Origin of the sequence: Microbacterium sp. AK009, assembly GCF_013410955.1 — a bacterium.
GTDB lineage: Bacteria > Actinomycetota > Actinomycetes > Actinomycetales > Microbacteriaceae > Microbacterium.
The window spans coordinates 289657-311923 of the sequence record NZ_JACCCG010000003.1 but is presented as its reverse complement, the minus strand read 5'-3'; the positions used below and the strand labels follow the sequence as shown (position 1 = coordinate 311923).

General features: G+C 70.8%; 23 protein-coding genes. 6 read left to right on the top strand and 17 right to left on the bottom strand.

Annotated elements, in window-relative coordinates; all coding sequences use genetic code 11:
* Nucleotides 1–5: 5 nt before the first annotated feature.
* The 5 genes from HDC37_RS08085 to HDC37_RS17520 all read right to left on the bottom strand — a co-directional run bounded on the left by HDC37_RS08085 (nt 6) and on the right by HDC37_RS17520 (nt 6272).
* Nucleotides 6–998, bottom strand: coding sequence for an NAD(P)-dependent alcohol dehydrogenase (locus HDC37_RS08085; protein ID WP_179559896.1), 993 nt, complete (start codon nt 996–998; stop codon nt 6–8).
* A 1-nt stretch (nt 999) separates the two neighbouring features.
* Nucleotides 1000–1224 (bottom strand): helix-turn-helix transcriptional regulator, encoded by a 225-nt coding sequence (locus HDC37_RS08080; RefSeq protein WP_179559895.1) that lies wholly within the window; start codon nt 1222–1224, stop codon nt 1000–1002.
* Complete coding sequence (locus HDC37_RS08075; RefSeq protein WP_179559894.1) at nt 1224–1658, bottom strand: hypothetical protein; 435 nt, start codon at nt 1656–1658, stop codon at nt 1224–1226. Before HDC37_RS08075 ends, HDC37_RS08080 begins: the two co-directional genes overlap by 1 nt.
* A gap of 321 nt (nt 1659–1979) precedes the next feature.
* Entirely contained in the window at nt 1980–5696 is a 3717-nt protein-coding gene (locus tag HDC37_RS08070; protein ID WP_179559893.1) for a bifunctional proline dehydrogenase/L-glutamate gamma-semialdehyde dehydrogenase, read from the bottom strand.
* Between the two features lie 21 nt (nt 5697–5717).
* Nucleotides 5718–6272 carry a hypothetical protein gene (locus tag HDC37_RS17520; protein WP_179559892.1) on the bottom strand — a complete coding sequence of 185 codons (555 nt, stop codon included), beginning with the start codon at nt 6270–6272 and terminating at the stop codon, nt 5718–5720.
* A 145-nt stretch (nt 6273–6417) separates the two neighbouring features.
* On the opposite strand from HDC37_RS17520, the gene HDC37_RS08060 reads away from it, so the two are divergent.
* Nucleotides 6418–8364 carry a diguanylate cyclase domain-containing protein gene (locus tag HDC37_RS08060; protein ID WP_308472139.1) on the top strand — a complete coding sequence of 649 codons (1947 nt, stop codon included), beginning with the start codon at nt 6418–6420 and terminating at the stop codon, nt 8362–8364.
* 25 nt (nt 8365–8389) lie between these two features.
* On the opposite strand, the gene HDC37_RS08055 is transcribed toward HDC37_RS08060, so the two are convergent.
* A complete protein-coding gene (locus HDC37_RS08055) occupies nt 8390–8683 on the bottom strand; it encodes a hypothetical protein (protein WP_179559890.1) in 294 nt (97 codons plus the stop codon).
* Between the two features lie 48 nt (nt 8684–8731).
* Here HDC37_RS08055 and HDC37_RS08050 point away from each other — a divergent pair, with 48 nt between their 5' ends.
* The gene (locus HDC37_RS08050) at nt 8732–9001 is read left to right on the top strand and encodes a hypothetical protein (RefSeq protein WP_257021374.1); all 270 of its coding nucleotides are present in this window, start codon (nt 8732–8734) and stop codon (nt 8999–9001) included.
* Between the two features lie 15 nt (nt 9002–9016).
* On the opposite strand, the gene HDC37_RS08045 is transcribed toward HDC37_RS08050, so the two are convergent.
* A complete protein-coding gene (locus HDC37_RS08045) occupies nt 9017–9787 on the bottom strand; it encodes an EAL domain-containing protein (RefSeq protein ID WP_179559889.1) in 771 nt (256 codons plus the stop codon).
* A 133-nt stretch (nt 9788–9920) separates the two neighbouring features.
* Here HDC37_RS08045 and HDC37_RS08040 point away from each other — a divergent pair, with 133 nt between their 5' ends.
* A complete protein-coding gene (locus HDC37_RS08040; protein WP_141939847.1) occupies nt 9921–10220 on the top strand; it encodes an ATP-dependent DNA ligase in 300 nt (99 codons plus the stop codon).
* Between the two features lie 6 nt (nt 10221–10226).
* On the opposite strand, the gene HDC37_RS08035 is transcribed toward HDC37_RS08040, so the two are convergent.
* Nucleotides 10227–10787 (bottom strand): acyl-CoA thioesterase, encoded by a 561-nt coding sequence (locus HDC37_RS08035; RefSeq protein ID WP_179559888.1) that lies wholly within the window; start codon nt 10785–10787, stop codon nt 10227–10229.
* Nucleotides 10788–10905: 118 nt separating this feature from the next.
* Here HDC37_RS08035 and HDC37_RS08030 point away from each other — a divergent pair, with 118 nt between their 5' ends.
* Both HDC37_RS08030 and cofE read left to right on the top strand, forming a co-directional pair.
* Nucleotides 10906–11412, top strand: a complete 507-nt coding sequence (locus HDC37_RS08030) for a GNAT family N-acetyltransferase (RefSeq protein ID WP_124292371.1) — start codon at nt 10906–10908, stop codon at nt 11410–11412.
* Between the two features lie 7 nt (nt 11413–11419).
* Nucleotides 11420–12220, top strand: a complete 801-nt coding sequence (gene cofE / locus HDC37_RS08025) for a coenzyme F420-0:L-glutamate ligase (RefSeq protein ID WP_179559887.1) — start codon at nt 11420–11422, stop codon at nt 12218–12220.
* Here the strand turns inward: cofE and HDC37_RS08020 are convergent.
* The 6 genes from HDC37_RS08020 to HDC37_RS07995 form a co-directional block, all read right to left on the bottom strand.
* Complete coding sequence (locus HDC37_RS08020; RefSeq protein WP_179559886.1) at nt 12196–13083, bottom strand: DUF4097 family beta strand repeat-containing protein; 888 nt, start codon at nt 13081–13083, stop codon at nt 12196–12198. The genes cofE and HDC37_RS08020 overlap by 25 nt on opposite strands.
* Nucleotides 13080–13787: a response regulator transcription factor gene (locus HDC37_RS08015; RefSeq protein WP_179559885.1), complete on the bottom strand. Its 708-nt coding sequence runs from the start codon at nt 13785–13787 to the stop codon at nt 13080–13082. Before HDC37_RS08015 ends, HDC37_RS08020 begins: the two co-directional genes overlap by 4 nt.
* A complete protein-coding gene (locus tag HDC37_RS08010; protein ID WP_179559884.1) occupies nt 13775–15106 on the bottom strand; it encodes a histidine kinase in 1332 nt (443 codons plus the stop codon). Before HDC37_RS08010 ends, HDC37_RS08015 begins: the two co-directional genes overlap by 13 nt.
* A 93-nt stretch (nt 15107–15199) precedes the next feature.
* Nucleotides 15200–16093, bottom strand: a complete 894-nt coding sequence (locus tag HDC37_RS17515) for a cytochrome b/b6 domain-containing protein (protein ID WP_308472138.1) — start codon at nt 16091–16093, stop codon at nt 15200–15202.
* 798 nt (nt 16094–16891) lie between these two features.
* Complete coding sequence (locus HDC37_RS08000) at nt 16892–17869, bottom strand: electron transfer flavoprotein subunit alpha/FixB family protein (protein ID WP_179559882.1); 978 nt, start codon at nt 17867–17869, stop codon at nt 16892–16894.
* Between the two features lie 7 nt (nt 17870–17876).
* Entirely contained in the window at nt 17877–18653 is a 777-nt protein-coding gene (locus tag HDC37_RS07995; RefSeq protein ID WP_179559881.1) for an electron transfer flavoprotein subunit beta/FixA family protein, read from the bottom strand.
* A 101-nt stretch (nt 18654–18754) separates the two neighbouring features.
* Here HDC37_RS07995 and HDC37_RS07990 point away from each other — a divergent pair, with 101 nt between their 5' ends.
* Nucleotides 18755–19285, top strand: coding sequence for a MarR family transcriptional regulator (locus HDC37_RS07990; protein WP_308472137.1), 531 nt, complete (start codon nt 18755–18757; stop codon nt 19283–19285).
* A 1-nt stretch (nt 19286) separates the two neighbouring features.
* Here HDC37_RS07990 and HDC37_RS07985 read toward each other — a convergent pair whose 3' ends face one another.
* From HDC37_RS07985 to HDC37_RS07975, 3 genes are read right to left on the bottom strand one after another with little or no spacing between them, the layout of a single operon-like run.
* Nucleotides 19287–20063: an enoyl-CoA hydratase-related protein gene (locus tag HDC37_RS07985; RefSeq protein ID WP_179559880.1), complete on the bottom strand. Its 777-nt coding sequence runs from the start codon at nt 20061–20063 to the stop codon at nt 19287–19289.
* The gene (gene mmsB / locus HDC37_RS07980) at nt 20060–20962 is read right to left on the bottom strand and encodes a 3-hydroxyisobutyrate dehydrogenase (RefSeq protein WP_179560082.1); all 903 of its coding nucleotides are present in this window, start codon (nt 20960–20962) and stop codon (nt 20060–20062) included. The genes HDC37_RS07985 and mmsB overlap by 4 nt, the downstream gene beginning before the upstream one ends.
* Nucleotides 20963–20964: 2 nt before the next feature.
* Nucleotides 20965–22095, bottom strand: coding sequence for an acyl-CoA dehydrogenase family protein (locus HDC37_RS07975; protein ID WP_257021372.1), 1131 nt, complete (start codon nt 22093–22095; stop codon nt 20965–20967).
* Nucleotides 22096–22267 lie beyond the last annotated feature (172 nt).

Here is a 22267-nt window from a genome sequence, read left to right as displayed (position 1 = left end):
CGCTCTCAGTCCGCGACGACCACGACCTTGCCCACCGTGTGCCCGGCATCGACGTGGGCGATCGCCGCTCCGGCGTCGCTCAGCGGAAAGGTCCTCTCGATCACCGGACGCAGGACGCCGGCCGCCGCCATCCGCACGAGCTCGGCGGTCACCGGCGTCTTCGTGACCGCGGTGACCGAGCGGAAGCGCCGCGCACGCCGGCTGAGAAGAAGCGCGCGGATGATGCGGGGGAACGGGCCCCAGAAGGGGTGTCCGTGGCCGCCGACGAGGGCGACCGTGCCGCCTTCGCGGAGGCGGTCTCGAAGCACCTCGAGCGGGGGTTCGCCGGCGATGTCGACGACGGCGTCGAAAGCGCCCGCGGGAAGGGTGGCGACGTCGTGCGTGCGGTAGTCGACGGTGTGCGCGACGCCGAGGTCGCGGAGCACCTGCTCGGCCCGCGACCCGCAGGTCGCCCACACGTCCGCACCGCGCTCGACGGCGAGCGCGGCGGTGAGGGTGCCGACCCCGCCTCCGGCCCCGACGAGCAGCACCTTCGATCCCTGGCCGACCCGGCAGGCGTCGAGGATGGTGACGGCGGTGTTCCCCGCGACCGGGAGGGTCGCCGCGACGACCGGGTCGAGCCCGGCCGGCAGCGTCGTGAGCCGGTCGGCCTTCATGACGACGAATTCCGCGAGCGTCTCGCTGCCCGCCCCCACCACGAGGTCGCCGACGGCGAGACCGTCGACGTCGGCGCCGAGCGCGACGACCGTGCCCGCGACATCCATCCCCCGGCCCCGCGTGCGTGGGCGCCGGATGCCGAAGAAGAGCCGGACGACGCGCGGCTCACCGCGCATGAGGTGGATGTCGCCGGAGTTCAGCGACGCGGCGGCGACCCGCAGCAGCACCTCCCGGCGACCGGGCGTGGGGACCGGGACCGTCTCGGCCCGCACCACGTCGGCCGGCCCGTACGCGTGCTGTCGCCACGCCGTCATGGTGCGAGGGATCGTGTGGGTGGTCATGTCAGTCCTCCGTCGGGTCGGGATAGTGGAAGAGATCGTCGAGGCGCGCATCGAAGACACGGGCGAGTTGGAATGCGAGCTCGAGGGTCGGGGAGTACCGCCCCTGCTCGATGGCGATGAGGGTCTGGCGCGTGACGCCCACGCGCCGGGCGACCTCTGCCTGCGTCATCCCCGCTGCTTCGCGGACCGCGCGGATGGTGTTGGTGACCTTCGTGGGTCGGACCATCATTGGAATCCTCTCCGGTAGGCGCCGAGCCGAGCCATGCTGCCGAGGGCGGCCGAGAGGAAGAAGCCCAGGAACAGGGTGTTGCCGATCCAGAACCAGGGGGCCTCGACCATGGCGAGGATGAGGGCGGCGATCCCGCCGATGGCGAGGAAGCTCTGCCCCACCCGCTCGCCGAACCATTCGATCTCGCGGTCGCGCTGGTCGGCGGTGTGTTCGAGCTCGGGGTCGCGCATGCGGGCGACGATCCCCCACACGATGCTCAGCACGATCGACAGGACGATGGCCCCGGCGATCGTCCAGATCATCGGCCATGCCCAGTCGATGTCGCCGACCGGTGTGGTGAACAGCTGCGGGACGACGAGCGCCAGGTAGGCCATGAGGCCGATGACGCTTGCGATGAGCTGGGCCCAGATCGTGCGCTCCATGTAGGCCATGACGCCTCCGATGTCAAAGATTCTTGACACTCACCGTACGGCGCCAGACTGCTTGGTGTCAAGAATCTTTTACACCGAGCGGCCCGCGGCGCGCCGACCTGCACAACTCCTCACTGACGGCGCCGAGACCCCGCGTGAAAAAGGTTTCCGACCGGTTCGGCGCGGAATCTGAGGAGTTGCGCCGATGCCGTCGTCCCCAACTCCTGCAGAATCGGCGCGAAGCCCCTCATTCGACGCTTCCCGGCCGCGCCGGCGCCCGATCTGCAGGAGTTGGGGACAGCGCGACCCTCGCTCAGAGGGGAGGAGCGACCTCGAAGGGCATCAGATGACCTCGGCCGACCAGGGGTCGGGGTTGCCGAAGCGATGCGCGGTGATGGTGACCGACTGTTCGTGGAGGAAGGGCAGGAGCTCGATGCGGCCCGCGGTCGTGACCTCGCCGGCGTAGACGGCGACATCAGGGTCGCCCGACAGGGCGTCGGCGAGCGACGCGTGGGCGGCGGCGGCCGAGGCCGGCGGCCCGACGAGCCGCACGCGCGCCGGGCGCGCCTCGGTCATCCGGGCCTCGAACTCCTCATCGCTCTCGACGAACACCGACACCTGCTCCTCGCCGAGCACGCGGCGGACCCCGGCCGGCATTCCCACCGGCGCGCTGACGGTGACCTCCGACCCGGCGCGGAGCGCCGCGACGATCACCCGCAGCAGCGCCTGCCAGGGGGCGTCCCCGGTCGCCCGGATGGCGACGTCGACGGGGCGGTAGCGGAACAGGTTCCGCTCCACGCCCAGCTGCGAGACGTCCTTCACCCGACCGAACTCGCGGTCCCACGCGATCGCGTCCGAGAGCGCGCCGCGGCGAAGCCACTCGAAGGCCTGATAGTCCAGTGTCGGCTGCGCTGCCTCGATCAGCGTCGTGATGCGCGAGTCGAGGCCGCGCAGGTGCAGGGTCGCCGACGGCGGCGCCCCTGTCGACGGTCGCCACGACCCGAGCCCGATGAGGTAGTTCGGGCCTCCCGCCTTGGCGCCCGCGCCGACCGAGGAGCGCTTCCACCCGCCGAACGGCTGCCGCTGCACGATCGCACCGGTGATGCCGCGATTGACGTAGAGGTTGCCGGCCTCGACCCGGTCGAGCCAGACCGCCAGGTCGTCGGGGTTCTGGGTGTAGATCCCCGCGGTGAGGCCGTAGTCGACGGCGTTCTGCAGTTCGATCGCCTCGGTGAGCGAGTGCGCGTGCATGACGCCCAGCACCGGCCCGAAGAACTCCTCGCGGTGGAAGCGCGACCCGGGCTTGACCCCGGTGCGGATTCCCGGCCGCCAGAGGCGCCCCTCGTACTCGTCTCCTCCGTCGAGCGCGCGCGGCGCGACGAGCCACTTCTCGCCCTCATCGAGGGTGGTGAGAGCCCAGTCGAGCTTTCCCCGCGGTGTCTCGATCACGGGGCCGACCTCGGCGAGCGGGTCGGTGGGCGGTGCGACGCGCAGCGACGTCGTGGCGTCGACCAGCTGCCGCAGGAAGCGCTGCGAGCGCGCCACCGGCCCCACGAGTATCACCAGCGACGCCGCCGAGCACTTCTGCCCCGCATGGCCGAAGGCGCTCTTGACCACATCGGATGCCGCGAGGTCGAGGTCTGCCGACGGCATGACCATCATCGCGTTCTTGCCGCTGGTCTCGGCAAGAAGCGGCAGATCGGGCCGCCAGGAGCGGAAGAGGGCGGCGGTGTCCCAGGAGCCGGTGAGGATGACGCGGTCGACGCCCTCATGCGCGATGAGGCGCTGTCCGAGCTCGCCCTCCTCGATGTCGGCCAGCGCGAGCACGTCGCGGGGCACGCCCGCCTCCCACAGCGCCTCGGCGACCACCGCGGCGCAGCGACGCGCCTGCGGTGCGGGCTTGAAGACCACGCCCGACCCGGCGGCGAGCGCGGCGAGCACACCGCCCGCGGGGATCGCGACGGGGAAGTTCCACGGCGGCGTGACCACCGTCAGTCGCGCCGGGACGAACACGGCGCCGCTGACCCTGTCGAGTTCACGAGCGGTGGAGGCGTAGTAGTGCGCGAAGTCGATCGCCTCGCTCACCTCGACGTCGGCCTCGGCGAAGACCTTGCCGGTCTCCGACGCGGCGACTTCGATCAGTTCGGCACGCCGCGCCTCCAGCGCCCGGCCGGCCGCGGCGAGCACCTCCGCCCGATCGGCGGCGGCCCGGGCGCCCCAGGCCTCTGCCGCCGATCGCACCCGCTCGATCACGGCGTCGACCTCGGAGGCATCCTCGAGCCGCGCCGCGGTGATCGTGTCGACCCCCGCCCGAGACCCCGAGACGCGGCCGAGGATCTCGCGCGCCCACGCGCGGTTGGCGGGAAGCGCGGGATCGGAGTCGGGCGCGTTCGCGAACCCGGGCGCGCCGAGGGCCGTGGGCCCCGACTCGCGCGCCGCATAGACCGCGGTCTCGACGATCTCCTGCCCGCCGAAGAGGATGCCGCCGACGTCCGGCGCGATCGGCATCGTCTCGCCCGGATCGACCGAGGCCGAGCGGGCGATGCCGAGCACTTCGCGGGTCAGCCCGTCGTCATCGGCCTGGCCCCCGGGCCTCAGCAGGGCGCCCGGAGCGGCATCCGTCCTGCTCTCATCGCTGCCCCGCCCGGCAGAGGTGCGATCCTGCGTGCGGTTCGGACCCGTCGGCAGCTCGGGGTCGGCCGCCCGGGCGACCGAGGCGAGGAACCGATCGCGCTCGCGCTCGAACAGGGCGGGGTCATCGGCGAGATCGAACGCCGCGGAGAGGAAGTTCTCGCTGGAGGCGTTCTCCTCCAGGCGGCGGACGAGATAGCTGATGGCGACGTCGAATTCGTCGGGGGCGACGACCGGCACGTAGAGCAGCACCGGGCCGACCTCGCGCGACACCGCCTCCACCTGCCCCTGCGCCATGCCCAGGAGCATCTCGAACTCGACCCGGTCGCGCACGCCGCGGTCGCCGGCGAGCAGCCACGCGTAGGCGATGTCGAAGAGGTTGTGCCCGGCGACGCCGATCCGCACCGCATCGGCGCTCTCGGCGCGCAGCGCCTCATCGAGGCAGCGCAGGTAGTTGGCGTCGCTGTCGAGCTTCGAGCCGTAGGTCGCCAGCTCCCAGCCGTGCATGACGGCGTCGACCCGCTCCATGGCGAGGTTCGCACCTTTCACCAGGCGCACCTTGATGCCCGCGCCTCCGTCGCGCGCGCGCGCCCGCGCCCACGCCGTGAGCTCCCGCAGTGCCGGGAGCGCATCGGGGAGGTAGGCCTGGAGCACGATCCCCGCGTCGAGACCCCGCAGCCGCGGATCTTCGAGGATGCGGGTGAAGACCGCGATGGTGAGGTCGAGGTCGCGGTACTCCTCCATGTCGAGGTTGATGAAGGTGCCGTCCGACGCCGCCGACAGATAGAGAGGCATGAGCCGGTCGACGACCTTGTCGACCACCTCGTCGAAGGCCCACATGGAGATGTGGCTCGCGATCGCCGACACCTTCACCGAGACGTAGTCGACGTCGGGTCGGCGGATGAGGTCGTGGATTCCGTCGAGCCGGCGCAGCGCCTCGTCCTCGCCGAGAACGGCCTCACCCAGCAGGTTCAGATTCAGCCGCGCACCGGCCGCACGAAGCTCGGCGATGGCGGGGCCGAGCTTCTTCGGCCGGGCGTCGACGATGAGGTGGCGCACCATCTCACGGAGCGCTCGGCGCGCGATGGGCACCACCGGCGTCGGCAGCACCGGCGCGACCGCGCCGCCGACCTGCACCGCTCCGCGCAGATACCAGGGGAGGAAGCGCGGCACGAGGGGGGCGACCCGGTGCAGCTGGGATGCTGCGGCACCGAGGCTCTCCGGACGCATGACACCGTCCACGAACCCGATCGTGAAGGGCAGGCCATCGGGGTCCTTCAGGACACCGGCAAGGCGGGCGGCGGAGGGGTCGACGTCGACCTGGGCACTCTCGGTGATCCACCGCTGCGCCAGTTGTACGGCGCTCTCGGCGAGATCGTCGCCGGATGCCGCCAGGTCGGTGTCGCCCCGGAAGGGGTCGGTCACCATGGCACCCAGACTAGAACGCGATCACGCCCCCGACGCGCCGGGATCGCGGCGGTCTGTGCGCGTGTCGGTCCGGTCCGCCCGGTCGTCGCCGCCGGCGTCGATGCGGGGGCCGTCGTGCGGGTCGTTCCGCCGGTCGGCGACCGGCGCCGGCTCGCCTCCCGTCCGGTCGGCGGACGACGTCCGGTCCCGGTCTTTCACCAGGGGGTCGATCTCATCGGCCTTGGCCAGGCTCTCCTCGTACTCTGCTCGCCGCTGGGCGGCGTCCGCTTCGTGCTCGGCGATGTCCCCCTCCCGACGGCGTGCTTCGACCTCCGCGCGAGCGGCCTCGGCTTTCGCGCGCTCGGCGTCGGCAGCCGCCGCGGCGGCGTCGGCGCGTGCGCGCGCTGCCTCGGCGTCGCGTTCCTGCGCCGCGATCTCGGATTCGCGCGCCTTCTCGCGGATCTCCTCTGCGCGCCGATGCTGTGCCTCTCGATGCGCCGTCGACCGCCGGCGGGCGACGAGACCGATGACGATCCCGGCGATGACGAGCACCACGACGACCGCGACGATGACCCAGATGAGAGTAGTTGTGTCCACTCTCTTACCGAACCGTGCCCCACGGGTGTGCGGAAGGCGCTTGTGGACCGCGCGGCCCTACGCTAGGAGGTTTTGTGTTTACCATGGACGCTGCGCGGATTGTGGCGTCGCTTCGGGCGGACTCTTCTCGCAAGGGAAGGCACCGGTGAACACCACCCCATTCACGCCGACGGACAGCGCGTGGGGCCCCGACGAGCGCCAGCGACTCCTCGAATGCGCGACAGAGCCCCTGGCCACCCCCGGGCGCATCCAGTCGTTCGGCACCCTGCTCGCCGTCGATGCGCAGACGGACGCCGTCGTGGTCACCAGCGAGGATGCCGTCGATGCCCTCGGCCTGACCATCGACGAGATCGGCGATGACCGGCTCCGCGACGCCTACGCACGCGGCGCCGCGCTCGACCCGATCCGGGTGAGCTTCAACGGCGTCGATCACGATGCCATCGTGCACCGTGGGGCCGATCCGGTGATCATCGAGCTCGAACGGACGACCCCCGACCTCGAGTACATGCGCACGGGCGTCGTCACCGCCATCCAGCGGCTCGCGGGCATCGCCGATGCGACCGAACTCCGCCGGCGTGCCGCCGCTGAGATCAAGGCCATCACCGGCTTCGACCGGGTGATGTGCTACGACTTCTTCGACGACGGTCACGGCGAGATCGTCGCTGACGAGCGCGAACCCGACATGGAGCCCTACCTGGGTCTGCACTTCCCGGCATCCGACATCCCACCGCAGGCGCGAGCGCTGTACCTGCGGAAGCGCTCGCGGGCGATCGTCGACACCCGCGACGACGGTAAGGCACTGGTCACTCTTCTGCCCGAACTGGGACCGCTCGATCTCAGCACCACCGAACTGCGGGCCGTCTCACCGCACCACCTGCAGTTCATGCGCAACATGGGCCAGGCCGCCACCGTCTCGTTCGCCCTGGTCGCCGACGACCGGCTCGTCGGCATGTTCACGTGCGCTCACCGCACCGTGCGGCGGGTGCCGGTGCTCCTTCGCCGGTCGCTGGAGGTGCTGGCCAGCCAGGTCACCATGCAGCTCACCGCCGCCCGCCAGATCGATGAGCTTCGTCGGCAGCTCACGGCCCGCGAGCGCCGGTCCACCGTCGTCGCGCCGCTCTACGGCGCACTCGACGTGCACGCGGCGCTTCTGGACGGCCCGAGGACCGTGCTCGACGCGGTGCCGGCCGACGGCGCGTACCTGCGCCTGGGCGGCGTGGCCCGCACGATCGGCGAGGTGCCCGAGCCCGAGCTGCTCGGTGCGGTCATCGACGATCTGGGCACCGCGCCGTTCAGCTCCGAGGCGCTTCCTATCGAGCGCCCCGAGCTCGCCGTCGAGATCCCCGGCGTCGCCGGGATCCTCAGCGTCCCCCTCGGCGAGCCCGGCGACTGTCTCGTGTTCGTCCGCGGCGAGGTGACGCGCGAGGTGGACTGGCTGGGCGATCAGACCGCCGACAACCGCGACCACCCGCTGTCGCCGCGTCGATCGTTCTCGGCGTGGAAGGAGAGCGTCACCGGTCGCAGCCTGCCCTGGGGCGACCTGGTGAAGGATGCCGAGGACCTGGCCCTCGACATCCGAGCGGCCATCGAACGGCGGAACGAGGCAGAACTCGCCGAGTTGGCGTTCCACGACCCGCTCACGGGACTGCAGAATCGTCGATTCCTCGACGACCGGCTCGAAGAGCTCCTGCGCGAGACCGAGAGCGGCGTCGCCATGATCTTCGTCGACCTCGACGACTTCAAGGTCGTCAACGACACCCACGGACACGAGGTCGGCGACGCGGTGCTGGTGGCGGTGGGCAAGCGCCTCACCCATAGCGCCCGGGCCGAGGACGTCATCGTGCGCTTCGGCGGCGACGAGTTCATCCTCATCTGCCAGGACGTCAGCGAGGCGGATGCGCACACCATCGCCGAGCGCGCGCTCCTGGCCCTCACCGAACCGGTCGTGGTCGAGGACCTGTCCATCCGCATCACGGCGTCGGCCGGTGTCGTCGCGGCCGCCGAGCGCCCGACCTCATCCGAGCTTCTGGAAGCCGCCGACGCGGCGATGTACCGCGCGAAGCGCGCCGGGCGCGGTCGCGTCTCGCGCTGAGCCTTCGCGTTCCCTGTCGACGACCTCAGGCGCCGGGTTCGGGCAGGAGTCGCAGGCCGCCGGGAGAGTTGGCGGAGTCGACGAGGTCTTGCAGCCACGCCTTGTTGATCTCGGGCATGGGCCCGTCGTATTCGAAGCGGAGCGTACTCGCGGGAGAGATCCACAGCGCCTGACGCCGGTTGGTGTTGTCGTCGATCACGGCCAGCGACGTGCTCTCGCGTCGGCGGAGCTTGGCAACGATCACCAGTTCGATGTGCGCGAGCGTGCGGTCATCGATCGGAACGGCGACAGAAGGCGCGCCATAATGCAAAGTACCCATCGTTGTCGATCCTACGTTCGTCGTGGCGCGTTCCCGTACTCTGGTGGGATGGCCATCGTGAACCGACTCACCGTCGACGGGCGTGACTACTTCCTTCCCGACCCGGTCACCGAGCTGAAGGAGAAGATCCTCGACGCCATCAAGGCCGGCGGCGGCTACGTCAACATCCCGCCGCTGCGCGGCGGCCCGGGCGTCGACATCCTCTTCTCCCCCGGTATGCCCGTCACCTGGACGCAGATCGACGTGCCGTCCGACCATGCTCACGGCAACGGCCACGACGACACCGACATGGTGATCGACGACTACAGCGGCATCTGACCCGGTCTCCGACGATCAGGCTGACAGCAGGGCCGTCAGCTCCGCGGCAGGCATCGGCTTTCCGAGGAAGAACCCCTGCCCCCGGTCGCACCTGCGGCGACGCGCGCGATCGAGGTCGTCCTGGGTCTCGATCCCCTCGGCGACGACGGACCAGCCGTTGTGCCGGGCCTGCTCGACGACGGCGGCGACCGCCTCATCGGCGTCCGCGTCGTCCCGCTGCGTCAGTGAGCGGTCGATCTTGACCTCGGTGAGCGGAAGCTCGTCGAGCATCGAGATGGTGGTGTCGCCGGCGCCGAGGTCGTCGATCGACAGGCCGAGGCCGGCGGCACGCGCACGCTCGAGCACGGCGAGCACGCTCGGCAGCAGCTGCGGTGCGGGGGACTCGGTGATCTCGATCGTGAGGCTGCCTGCCGACAGGCCGAGGTCGGCGGCACGCTCGGCGACGGTGTCGACCCAGGTGGCCGAGAATTCCGACGGCGAGGCGTTCACCGACAGGCCGAGGTCGTAACCGGCACGCTGCCATGCAGCGACTTGCGCGCCGGCACGGGCGAGAACGGCGGCGCCGAGGTCGGCGATGATGCCGTGGGTTTCGGCGAGGGGGATGAACTGCACCGGCGAGATCGTGCCGAACCGAGGATGATTCCAGCGGCAGAGCGCTTCCACCGCGACAGGGCGCTCCGGCTGACCGGACCCCTCGAGGTCGAAGAGCGGCTGGAACTCTATGGAGAGTCCGCCGGCGGGCACGGCCGCGCGCAACTCAGTGGCGAGGGTTGCACAGGGGTCCATGTCTCCCAGGCTCACAAGTATGCCCATTTCCGGCAACACCAGACAAACGGCCACCGGGTGCCTATAATGCTGCGCCCTACCGGATCGCCCCGATCCGATCACTGCAGTCCCGCGGGAGATTACGCTGGTCACGATGGGAACTCTGACCTACGACTCCAAATTGACCGTCGCGCTGGACGACCGCGTCCTCGCGCACCTGCAGGCCGTGGTGTGGTCGAAGCTCCGCCGTGGCGAGCAGTTCTCCTTCACCTGGACCGACCCCACGCGCAACGGCATGGGTCGTACCTCGGTGTGGCTGAGCCCGAACATCCCGGTGGCCTTCGAGTACTTCGGCAGTCGCACGCCGAAGCTCAACCCCGCGTGGCTGGACGCCCTGTCCAAGTCGGCGAATTCGCCGGGGGGACTGATGATCGTCCCCGAGCCGGAGGAGTAGAGCGGATCAGCCCCAGTCGCTCGGGGCCGGCTGCCGGGTGGAGGGCAGTGCGGATGCCGCGGCCCAGTCGTGCACCCAGGGCTCGACGTCCGGCATCCCTTCGGGGCGTCCGACCGCGGCGAACAGCTCCTCGTGGGGAAGGGTCCCGCCCGACCGCTTCAGCATCCGGATGCGGATGATGGCCCGGGCGTAGATCTCCCCGCCCACCAGCGCCCGGTGCTCGAGGTACAGGGCGCGGTCGTCGTGTCCGAGCATCCTGGTCTGGAGTTCGAAACGCTGCCAGAGCTCCAGCGACTTGCGGAAGGTGATGGTCTCGCTCGAGACCACCCCGTACCACCCGTGCCGGCGCATCGCGTCGACCATGCCGGTGCGCACCAGGAGGTCCCAGCGGCCGAGGTCGAACAGCGACAGATAGCGCCCGTTGTTCATGTGACGCAGCACGTCGATGTCGGTCGGCAGGGTCGTGAGGCGAATGCGGCCGACGTCATGGAAGGTCAACCACCCCTCACGGCGGAGGCGCAGTCGCGCGAGGAGGTGGACGAGCAGGGTGCGCCAGAGGACGTTCACGGTCTCGGATGGTAGCCAGGAACGGTGATCACCCCGATTCGGTTGTGCAGAATCGACAGTTTTCCCGCGGCCTTGAGCGCGATTTCGCGACGTCGGAACCCGCGCGTAGAGTCTGGCCATGGACGCTGAACTGCGAACGGATGTCGTGGTGCGGCCGGTGCGAGACGTCGACGCCGTCGCTCTCGGACAGGTGCACGCCACGTGCTGGCATGAGACCTACGACCAGGTGATCAGCAAGGCGGCGCTGGAGAAGATCTCGCCCCGCCGACTGGCCGAACTCTGGACCCACTGGGCGGTCCAGGGCCCCGAGTTCAAGATGAGTGCTGCCCTGGTCGACGGCGAGATCGTCGGATTCGTCGGCTCGGGACCGGCTCGCGACAAGGATGCGCCCCGCAACCGCGAGCTGTACTTCATCTACCTCCTCGACGCGTATCACGGCAAGGGGATCGGGCAGAAGCTCTTCGACGCCGCGGTCGAGAACGGCGAGCCCCTCTACCTCTGGGTCGCCGAAGACAATCCCCGCGCGCACCGCTTCTACGAGCGCAACGGCTTCAGCCTCGACGGCGCCTCGCACACCGAGCCTTTCCTCGGCGAGACGCTCACCGAGGTCCGGTTCGTCCGCTGAACCCGCCGTGCTGAGCGTCTGGGCGCTGGAGGGCATCCCCGAGATCACCACCGGTGACGATCTCGTCGCGATCATCGGCACCGCGGCGGACGACACTCTGCAGGACGGCGACATCGTGGTCGTCACCTCGAAGGTCGTGTCCAAGGCCGAGGGCCGGTTCGTGAAGGCGGACGACCGCGAAGATGCCATCACCGCGGAGTCGGTGCGGGTCGTCGCACGCCGCGAAGGCCCGAGCGGACACGTCACCCGCATCGTGGAGAATCGGCTCGGCATCATCGCCGCGGCCGCCGGGGTGGACGCGTCCAACACCCCCGAGGGCACCGTGCTGCTGCTTCCCGAAGACCCCGACCGGTCCGCCCGCGCGCTGGCTGCGGGCCTGCGTGCACGGCTCGGCGTGCGGGTGGGGGTGCTCGTCTCCGACACGCTCGGACGCGCGTGGCGCGAGGGCCAGACCGATCACGCCATCGGAGCCGGCGGAGTGGTCGTGTTCGAAGACCTCCGGGGGACGACGGATGCCGAGGGCCGGCCCCTCGCGGTGACGATGCCGTGCGTGGCAGACGAACTGTGCGCCGCGGCCGATCTGGTGAAGGGGAAGGTCGGTCGCCGGCCCGTCGCCGTCGTACGAGGCCGCGGCGATCTGGTCGGCGACCTCGAGCTGCCCGGTGCGCGGTCGATCGTGCGCCCGTGGGAGCGCGACATGTTCCGCCTCGGCGCCGACGAAGCCTACGCCGAGGGGTTCGCCGCCGGCCGTGCCGGTGGCGAACCCCTGGACGATCCCGCTTCTCAGCCGGCGCGCAGCTCCACCTGACCGGCGGTGACGCTCACCTCGACCGTGCTGCGGGCACCCGGGGTCGAGCCGAGGCCGTTGTCCAAGTCGCCCGCCGAAACCTCCGAGGTGATGTCGTATTCACCCTCGGGTACGGTCGCGGTCACTCTTCCCGCGCTGACGTCGAACGTCATCTCGCTCGGCTGGGTGCCCGTGAGGACGAGGTCCATGTCGCCCGCGTTGAGCGTGACGTCGGCTTCGGCGACATCCGACAGCTCGAGGTCGGCCTGACCGGCCGACACCGTCGCGTCGACCGAGCGGGCGGAGCCGGTGATGTCGATGCTGCCCGCACCGAGGTCGAGATCGAGGTCGCCGAAGTCACCGTCGATGACCCGGAGGTCGCCGGCGTTCATCGTCAGGTCGGCGTCGATCCCCTCGAGGGTGTCGGGGAGCGTGAGCACCGCCTCCGAGCGGTCACCGAACATCCACCCGCCCCACCACCGGTCGGGCGAGGAGACGCGGATGGTGTCTTCGTTGCGCTCGAGGCGCCACTGATCGGCGCCCCACCCGCGGGTCACCTCGAGGGTGGCGTCGTCGACCTCGGCGAATTCGATCCTCAGGCTCCCGGCTCCCACCTCGGTCTCCAGCTCGGCCACGCCGGCGGCGTCGACCGTGCTGTCGGTGGAGCTGCTTCCCCCGCCGCCGCCGCTCACAGCGGCCGAGGCGGTCGCGATGGCCGTGCTCCCGAGGCTGCCGAGGATGACCAGGGCGCCGAAGGCGCCGACGAGCGTTGCGACCACGCGGGGCGCAGCCGAGCGGGGGGCGCCGGGCCGGGCCGGAGGCTCGGGGGGCGCGGGCGGAATGGGCTGTGCCGACTCGGGGGCCGGAGGAGGGACGGTGCTCATCGGTTCGTTCCTGTCTGGGAGGGTCCGCTCTGCGGACGGGATGCGGGAGCGGCGGGGCCGCCGTGTTCGAGGTGGGCGAGGGCGGCGAGCACCCGGCGGTTGCCGGAGTCGTCGGGTTCGAGGTCGAGCTTCTGGAAGACCGCGGTGATGTGCTTCTCGACGCTCCCCTCGCTGACGTGGAGCGTGCGGGCGATGGCCTGGTTCGATCGCCCTTCGGCGATGAGCGACAGCACCGTGGACTCCCGGTCGGTGAGTCGTTGCATCCGCTCGTCCCGGCGACGCCGGGCCAGCAGCTGCGCGACCACCTCGGGGTCGAGGACCGTGGCGCCCTCTCCGATCCGGCCGACCGCGTCGAGGAACTCCCCGACGTCGGCCACGCGGTCCTTCAGCAGGTAGCCGAGGGCCCCGCCGCTGGCGGCGATGAGGTCGGCGGCGTAACGCTCCTCGACGTACTGGGAGAGCACGAGCACCGGCAGCTGCGGGAGCCGGGCCCGCAGCGACAGCGCGGCGCGGATGCCCTCGTCCGACCACGTCGGCGGGAGCCGGACGTCGAGGATGCAGAGGTCGGGGGCGACCTGGTCCACCGTCTCGTCGAGGTGTTCGGCGTCGGGAAGAGCGGCGACCACCTCGTGCCCGGCGTCGGCGAGGAGCCGGCCGAGGCCCTCGCGCAGCAGCGCGGAGTCTTCGCAGATCAGGATGCGCACGGGATGCTCACCTCCACCGAGGTGGGTCCACCGACGGGGCTGTCGAGCCGCGCCGTGCCGCCCGCCGCCAGGACCCGGTTGATGATGCCGTCGATACCGCCGCCGGCGATCACCTGCGCGCCGCCGACGCCGTTGTCCTCGACGCGGGCCCACAAGGTGCGCGACCCCGTCTGCGGTTCATCGCGGAGCCGTACGACGACGCGGCACTCCGAGGCGCGGGCGTGTTTGGCGGCGTTGGTGAGGGCCTCGGCGATCGCGAAGTACGCAGCCGCCTCGGCATCTCGGGAGCAGCGTCCGTCCATCCGCACGTCCAGCTGCACCGGCACGACCGATCGCGCCGCGAGCGCGGAGAGGGCGGCGTCCAGACCCCGGTCGTCGAGGACGGACGTGTGGATGCCGCGGGCGAGCTGCCGGAGCTCTGTGATCGCGGCCTTCGTGGAGGTGTGGGCTTCGGCGATGAGCTCCTTGGCCGCCGCGGGATCGGTGTCGAGCTTCTGCTGCGCGAGTCCCAGCGTCATCCCGACGGAGACCAGTCGCGGCTGAACGCCGTCGTGGAGGTCGCGCTCGATGCGCGTGCGCTCGACGTCGGCGGCGCGGACCGCGCCGGCCCGCTGCGCGTTCGACGTCCGGGCCTCCTCCGCCAGCTGCGCCTCGCGGGAGGGCACCACGATCGCGCGGGCGAGCACGCCGTGGAGGATCGCGAGGCCGATGATGCCCGCGGCGGCGAGAACCGCGATGAGGATGCCGACCACGACGGCCCAGCCGCTCGCGACGACGAAACCCGTCCCGAAGATCCGGAGAACGCCGTCCGTGGCGAACAGCGGGCTGAAGGTGAAGACGATGCCGCTCGAGATGGCCTGGAAAAGGAACAGGGTGATCCCGCCGAGGAGGGTCGCCACTGCGAGGTTCGCGATGGCTCGCCACATGCTGGGGTCGATCGCCTGCTGGCCGAGGGAGCGGATCCAGCCACCGAAGCCGGGGCGGCCGCTGCGTCGCAGGCGCCGCGGGGTGAGACCGAAGTGGTAGAGCCCGTCGACGCGGGCGGTTTCGAGCCAGCCGAGCGCGAACAGGACGTAGACGAGGCCCACGAGGAAGAGGAGCCCGATGCCGATCACGAGCAGGAAGCCGAGGCCGAGCCCGAGGAGGGAGAAGAGGAACCCGAAGAGCGCGGAGCCGATCACGCCGAGCGCGGCGAGGTGGGCGATGGCGAAGGCGATGCGCGAGGGCGAGGCGATCTGCGATGTGCCCTTCGCGGGGCGCGTCGGCGCCGGTCCGGGTGCCTCGCGCGGTGCGGCGGGGGTGAGAGGTGCTGTGGTCATGACACCCACGGTAGAACTGCGGCCTGTTCGGCGCGCCCGAGGCATCCGGACTCTTCACCGGGGGTTATCCCCCGGGGGATTCCCCCCGCCGGCTCACCGGCTCTTCACGGTGCCGAAGAGGCGCGCGATCGGAGCGACGACGAGGGGCCGGGCGGCGACCCACCCGGCGACGATGACGCCGAGCCCCAGGGTGAAGATGATGAGCCCCGCCCAGTTGTCGCTGTAGGCATTCGGATCGACCGAGCCCTGCGCGGCGTACATGTGGTTGAGGTTGCGCAGCGCCCCGGTGGCGAAGACGAGGGTGACGTGGAAGATGATGAAGACCACGAAGTAGATCATCACGGGGAAGTGCACCTTCCGCGCCCATTCGACCGGGTAGAGCCGGTTCAGGCGCTCGGCGTCCTTCGGCCAGAAGCCGCTCATGCGCACTCCGGTGATGATCGCCAGCGGCGCCGCGACGAACACGGTGGCGAAGTAGGCCAGCTGCTGGAGGGAGTTGTAGTTGACCCAGCCGTTCTCGGTCGGCCAGTCGAGCGAGAGGTATTGCAGGCCCGCGCTAATGGCGTTCGGGACGACCTCCCAGCTCGTCGGCACGATGCGCACCCACTGACCGGTGGTGAAGAGCAGGACGACGTAGATGAGGCCGTTGGTCACCCACAGCACGTCGAGCGCCTGGTGCAGCCACAGGTTGAGGCTGATCTTGCGGCGCTTGTTGCCCTTCGGGCTCCAGAACACCGTCGGCCGCTTCTCGGTGCGCACCTGGAGTCCGGTGCGGATGATCAGCACCATCAGGAAGACGTTGAAGAAGTGCTGCCAGCCGAGCCAGGCAGGGATGCCGACGGGCGCCCACTCGGGAAGGTGGTAATCGCCCGGGAACTCCTGGACGAACCCCTGCAGAGGCGGGATGCTCAGGAGGAACCGTACGATCACGACGACGAGGCCCGCGGCGACGAGCAGCGTGAAGCCGCCGACGGCGGCCACCCCCACCCACTGGAACGCAGTGTAAGGACCGATGCGGCGCGGCTCGCGCGGAGGCGAGGGACGAGCGGAAGCGGCGGCACCGGGGAACACGGTCGGGGTGAACGGCAGCGGGGCGCGGGGGGCGGTGTGCGACGGGGCGGGCGTTTCGACTCGCTGCGCTCGCTCAACGACCGGGGAGGCGGACGGGGCGGGCGTTTCGACTCGCTGCGCTCGCTCAACGACCGGGTCGGCGGACGCGGCGGGCGTTTCGACTCGCTGCGCTCGCTCACCGACCGGGGAGGCGGTCGTTGAGCGAGGGCGCGACGCGCCCGAGACGAAACGCACCTCACCGGGAGGAGGCCATGGCTCGCCGCCTGGGACCCGCGGCAGGCCGCGTCGGACGGTCACTCCCACGCGAGCCGTCGATGTGTGCTGCTCGGATGACGCGGCGGAGACGTCTTCTGACGGGGCGGCGAGCGTTTCGTCTCGCTGCGCTCGCTCAACGACCGGCGACGGCGAAGCATCGGTCGCCCCGCGAGGGCGCGCAGCGCCCGAGACGAGAGGCACCTCCGCCGCCGGCGGCCACGGCTCGCCGCCCGGGACCCGGGGCAGCCCCTGTCGCATCCTCCTCGGCTCGCGAGCCGTCGGTGCGGGCATCTCCTCACGCTCCGCTCGCGGGGCGACCGGTGATTCGACTTCGGCCGGCGTTTCGGCTCGCTCCGCTCGCGGGGCGACCGGAGGTTCCGCACCCGCGGGAGGCCAGGGGTCGCCGCCGGCGACCCGCGGCAGGCCGCGGCGCACGGTCCGCGCAAACGTCGCCATCCGTTACGCCTTCTTCTTCGCCTCGAGCGCCTCGATCAGCTGCGGAACGACGGTGAAGAGGTCACCGACGATGCCGAAGTCGGCGATGCCGAAAATCGGCGCGTCGCCGTCCTTGTTGATCGCGACGATCGTCTTCGCCGTCTGCATGCCCGCTTTGTGCTGGATCGCCCCCGAGATGCCGAGAGCGACATACAGCTGCGGTGACACCGAGACGCCGGTCTGCCCTACCTGATACGACTGCGGCACATAACCGGCGTCGACGGCCGCTCGCGACGCGCCCACCGCCGCACCGAGCACATCGGCCAGCTGCTCCACGAGCGCGAACTTGTCGGCCGATCCGAGTCCCCGGCCGCCCGAGACGACCTTCGTCGCTCCCCGCAGCTCCGGCCGGCTGGAGGTCGCGACGGCCCCTTCGACGGAGAGGACGGATGCCGCGCGCCGACCCGACCGCGACACGGTCAGCGTCTCGACGACCGGGGCCGCCACCGCCTCGGCGCGCGCCTCGATCGCTCCCTGCCGCACCGTGATGACCGGCGCACCCCAGGTGACCGCGGCGTCGACGTTGTAGGCCGCCCCGAACACGGAGTGGTGCGCAACGACGCCCTCGGCGTCGCGGGAGACCCCGACCGCGTCGGCGCAGAGACCCGACCGGGAGCGTGCGGCGAAGCGGCCGGCGACCTCGCGTCCTTCGACCGAGTGCGAGATCAGGACCGCGTCGGGCCGCACCTCGGCCACGGCTGCGTCGAGCGCATCGACGACCGGAACCGAAAGCCCCTCGCCGGGAGCCGCGACCAGGACCGTGCCGGCGCCGAGCGCCGCGGCCGCAGCGGCGACCGACTCTCCGTCGTCCGTCACCACGAGCGCCACCGGTGTCCCCACCGATGCAGCCGCCCCGACGAGTCCCGCGGCGCTCTTGGCCAGCTCCCCCGATGGCATCACGTCCAGAAGCACCAGGATCGCGTCATCCGCGTATTCAGCCATCACGCCCTCACACCAGCCGGTTCTCTGCGAGGAAGTCGGCGAGCTTCCGCCCGGCGTCGCCCTCGTCGACGATCTTCACGCCCGCCTCACGCGGCGGCCGCTCGGCCAGCGAGATGACGATCGAGCGCGCCGCCTCGGGGTCGGCGGCATCCAGGCCGAGGTCGGCGAGGCTGAGCGTCTCGAACGGCTTCTTCTTCGCCGCCATGATGCCCTTGAAGTTGGGGAATCGCGCGTCGGGGAGCGCCTCGGTGATCGAGATCACCGCCGGCAGCTCCGCCCGCAGCCGCATCGACCCGGCATCGCTCAGCCGGACCCCCTCGACGGCGCCATCGGAGATCTCGACCGACGTGAGGTTCGTCGCGCTCGGCACGTCGAGGATCTCGGCCACCATCGCCGGGACCATCCCCCCCGAGCCGTCGGTGGAGAGGTTGCCGGCGATCACGAGATCGAACCCGATCCGCTGCAGCGTCGCCGCGAGCACCTCGGCCGTGAGCCCCATGTCTGCTCCCAGGAGATCGCCGTCGACCACCTGCACCGCCGACGCTGCGCCCATCGCGAGCCCCTTGCGCACCGTCGCGGTCGACGCCTCCGACGCCATCGACAGAACGACGACCTCGGTGCCTTCATGCCCGTCGGCGTACGAAAGGCCCACCTCGAGCGCGCGCTCGCAGATCTCGTCCAGCACGCGATCGCTGGCGTCGCGTTCGGCGAGCCCGGTCTCCAGGCTCAGCTTCCGATCACCCCACGTGTCGGGTACCTCTTTGATCAGCACCACGATCTTCATGGAGCCTCCTTGTCCGTCTGGTCGAGTCTATTGCCGCCGGAGTCGCGGGCAGCGGGGCCGGCGCCGGGATCCCGGTACCGTGGAAGCGGGAAGGAGCCGCCGTGGCCCGACGTCTGCCGGTCGATCCGATCGCCGAAGCGAAGCGCCAGTGGCTCGCGCACGGCTGGACGGATGCCGCTGCCGGCATGACCGCCGTCACCTCGATCATGCGCGCGCAGCAGCTGATGCTCGCACGGGTGGATGCGACGCTCCGGCCCCTCGGCCTGACCTTCGCCCGGTACGAACTGCTGACCCTCCTGAGCTTCAGCCGGGCCGGGCGGATGCCCATGGCGTCGGCCTCCGCCCGCCTGCAGGTCCACCCCACGAGCGTGACCAACACCGTCGACCGGCTGCAGGCCGACGGGTACGTCCGTCGTGAGCCGCACCCCGTCGACGGGCGGGCCACCCTCGTCGTCCTCACCGACGCCGGACGCGACCTCGCCGAGCGCGCGACGGCGGCCCTCAATGCCCAGGTGTTCGCCGAGCCGGGCTTGAGCAGCGACGACACCGACGAGCTCGTCTCGATCATCGCCCGCATGCGCCGCGCGGCCGGCGATTTCGACGACCCGCGGCCGACCCCCGAACCGCTGTAGCTCACCGGTTCTGGAACTCCGCCGGACGCTTCTCGCGGAACGCGCGCATGCCTTCCTTCTGATCTGCGGTGTCGAACAGTGCAGCGAACGCCTGACGCTCGAAACGCAGTCCCTCGGCGAGCGAGGACTCCTGCGCAGCATCCAGAGCCGCCTTCGCCGCGTAGAGCGACGGCAGCGACTTCGCCGCGATCTGGTCGGCGAGCGCGGTCGCCTCGTCGAGGAGATCGGATGCCGGGACGACGCGTGACACCAGGCCGGCACGCTCCGCCTCGTCGGCGGTCATGTTCCGCCCCGAGAGGATCAGCTCGGCGGCCTTGTAGGGCCCGACGGCGCGGACGAGACGCTGGGTCGCACCCATTCCCGGGATCACGCCGAGGTTCACCTCGGGCTGGCCGAACACCGCGGTGTCGGCAGCGAGGATGATGTCGCACATCATCGCCAGCTCGCACCCGCCGCCGAGCGCGTAGCCCGAGACGGCGGCGATCACGGGGGTGCGCAGCGCCGCGAAGCGCGCCCAGCCGCCGAAGTGATCGGTCATGAGCATCTCCAGGCCCGACTTCTCCTCCATCTCCTTGATGTCGGCGCCGGCGGCGAACGCCCGATCCGAGCCCGTGACGACGATCGCACCGATGCGGTCGTCGGCGTCCCAGCGGGTCGTCACGTCGACGATCTCGCGCATCACGGTGGTGTTCAGCGCATTCAGGGCCTTCGGCCGGTTGATCGTGATCCACCCGACCCGGCCGCGCGTCTCGGCCAGGATCGTCTCGTATTCGGTCATCCTCGTCCTCCAGGGTCGTCGCTGCCGGATCGGATCATCGTGATGATCCCGGAGAAATCCTGCCCGGCCCCGGGGCCGTCCGCGAATGCGCGGTACAGATCGCGGGCGAGGAGGCCAACACGGGCATCGACCCCCGTCTCGGCGATCGCGTCGGCGGCGAGCCCGAGGTCTTTGGCCATCAGGGCGCCGGCGAATCCGGGCTGGTAGTCGCGGTTCGCCGGACTCGTGGGCACCGGTCCCGGCACGGGGCAGTTGGTGGTGAGCGCCCAGCACTGACCCGACGCGTTCGAGGCGACGTCGAAGAGGGCCTGGTGGCTGAGCCCCAGGCGCTCCCCGAGCACGAACGCCTCGGCGACGACGATCTGCGAGGCGGCGAGGATCATGTTGTTGCAGACCTTCGCGGCCTGCCCGAGACCTGCGCCGCCGCAGTGCACGACCCGGCGCCCCATGACCGACAGCAGCGGTTCGGCCGCGGCGAAGTCATCCTCTCTTCCGCCGACCATGAAGGCCAGGGTGGCGTTCTCGGCGCCGACGACACCGCCTGAGACCGGCGCGTCCAGCGCCCGGTGACCGGCCGCTTCGGCGAGACGGTGCGCCGTGCGGGCGTCCTCGACCGAGATGGTCGAGCAGTCGATGAAGAGCGTGTCGGCAGGTGCCGCCGCAAGGAGTCCGCCCTCGTAGGCGTCGATGACCTGACGGCCCGTCTGGAACATGGTGACGACGACGGATGCCGCGGCCACCGCCTCGTGCGCGGTGTCGACGACGGGCAGGCCCGACGCTGCCGCGCTCTCGCGCGCCGCACCGGAGACATCGAAGCCGATGACGTCGTGCCCGGCGGCAGCGAGATTGCGGGCCATCGGGGCTCCCATGTGGCCGAGCCCGAGAAGGGCGACGCGCATCGTCATCCCTCCAGCAGCTCGCGACCGATGATGACGCGCATGATCTCGTTGGTCCCCTCGAGGATCTGGTGCACCCGCAGGTCGCGCACCACCTTCTCGATGCCGTAGTCGTGCAGGTAGCCGTACCCGCCGTGCAGCTGGAGGGCGTCGTTGGCGACGCGGAAGCCGACGTCGGTGGCGAACCGCTTGGCCATCGCGCACTGCATGGCGACATCGGGGGCGTGCCGGTCGAGCGACAGCGCGGCATCCCGCACCATCGCGCGCGCGGCGCGCAGCTCCGTGGCCATGTCGGCGAGAGCGAAGACGACGGCCTGCTTCTCGGCGAGCGGCTCGCCGAACGTGAACCGCTCGTGCACGTACCGGATCGCACGGTCGAGCGCCCACTGAGCCCCGCCGAGCGAGCAGGCCGCGATGTTGATGCGGCCGCCGTTGAGCGCCGTCATCGCGATGCGGAAGCCGCGGCCCTCTTCGCCCAGGATGTTCGCGGCAGGGACGCGCACCTCGTCGAGGATCACCTGACGGGTGGGCTGGGCGTTCCAGCCCATCTTCTTTTCGTTGGCCCCGAACGACAGGCCGGGCGCGTCACCGGGGACGAGGAAGGCGGTGATGCCCCTGGCTCCCGGCTCGCCGGTGCGCGCCATCACGACGTACACCGAGGCCTCACCGCCGCCGGAGATGAACTGCTTCACGCCCGTGAGGACGAACTCGTCGCCCTGGCGGACGGCGCTGGTGGTGAGGGCGGCGGCATCGGAGCCCGCGCCGGGTTCGGTGAGGCAGTAGCCGCCGAAATCGGTCATGGCCGTCAGACGCGGGAGCCACTCGTCGCGCTGCGCGTCGGTGCCGTAGGTGTCGATCATCCACGCCACCATGTTGTGGATCGTGATGTAGGCGGCGATCGAGGGGTCGGCCTGGGCGAGCTCCTCGACGATGGCGACGGCGTCCACGCGCGCGAGAGCAGTGCCGCCGACGTCCTCCGCGACGTACAGTCCGCCCAGGCCCAGCTCGCCGGCGCGGGCGAGGACGTCGCGGGGGAAGTGCTTCTTCTCATCCCACTCCAGCGCGTGCGGTGCGATCTCGGTCGTTGCGAAGTCGCGCACCGCCTCGAGGATGGCGGCGCGGTCATCTGCGTTCATCGCAACCGGCTGCGGCCGCCGAGGCGTTTCGCGTGCGTGGGGGGTGATCATCTGCGACATCCGTCCGCTCCTTCCGGGCCGTCCTTGGCACGTTGCTCATTTTAGATGGACATCCATGTATTTGCGAGGTCTCCGGAGTATCCGATCGTTTCCGGGTGGTTCACCTCGTCGC

Coding starts and splice junctions, on each gene's coding strand:
- HDC37_RS07975 (WP_257021372.1), bottom strand. CDS start 22,095: ATGAACGCAGATGACCGCGCCGCCATCCTCGAGGCGGTGCGCGACTTC.
- HDC37_RS08050 (WP_257021374.1), top strand. CDS start 8,732: ATGGCCATCGTGAACCGACTCACCGTCGACGGGCGTGACTACTTCCTT.
- HDC37_RS08080 (WP_179559895.1), bottom strand. CDS start 1,224: ATGGTCCGACCCACGAAGGTCACCAACACCATCCGCGCGGTCCGCGAA.
- HDC37_RS07995 (WP_179559881.1), bottom strand. CDS start 18,653: ATGAAGATCGTGGTGCTGATCAAAGAGGTACCCGACACGTGGGGTGAT.
- HDC37_RS08000 (WP_179559882.1), bottom strand. CDS start 17,869: ATGGCTGAATACGCGGATGACGCGATCCTGGTGCTTCTGGACGTGATG.
- HDC37_RS08070 (WP_179559893.1), bottom strand. CDS start 5,696: ATGGTGACCGACCCCTTCCGGGGCGACACCGACCTGGCGGCATCCGGC.
- HDC37_RS08030 (WP_124292371.1), top strand. CDS start 10,906: ATGGACGCTGAACTGCGAACGGATGTCGTGGTGCGGCCGGTGCGAGAC.
- mmsB (WP_179560082.1), bottom strand. CDS start 20,962: ATGCGCGTCGCCCTTCTCGGGCTCGGCCACATGGGAGCCCCGATGGCC.
- HDC37_RS08040 (WP_141939847.1), top strand. CDS start 9,921: ATGGGAACTCTGACCTACGACTCCAAATTGACCGTCGCGCTGGACGAC.
- HDC37_RS08045 (WP_179559889.1), bottom strand. CDS start 9,787: ATGGACCCCTGTGCAACCCTCGCCACTGAGTTGCGCGCGGCCGTGCCC.
- HDC37_RS07985 (WP_179559880.1), bottom strand. CDS start 20,063: ATGACCGAATACGAGACGATCCTGGCCGAGACGCGCGGCCGGGTCGGG.
- HDC37_RS08055 (WP_179559890.1), bottom strand. CDS start 8,683: ATGGGTACTTTGCATTATGGCGCGCCTTCTGTCGCCGTTCCGATCGAT.
- HDC37_RS08085 (WP_179559896.1), bottom strand. CDS start 998: ATGACCACCCACACGATCCCTCGCACCATGACGGCGTGGCGACAGCAC.
- HDC37_RS08010 (WP_179559884.1), bottom strand. CDS start 15,106: ATGACCACAGCACCTCTCACCCCCGCCGCACCGCGCGAGGCACCCGGA.
- HDC37_RS08075 (WP_179559894.1), bottom strand. CDS start 1,658: ATGGCCTACATGGAGCGCACGATCTGGGCCCAGCTCATCGCAAGCGTC.
- HDC37_RS08020 (WP_179559886.1), bottom strand. CDS start 13,083: ATGAGCACCGTCCCTCCTCCGGCCCCCGAGTCGGCACAGCCCATTCCG.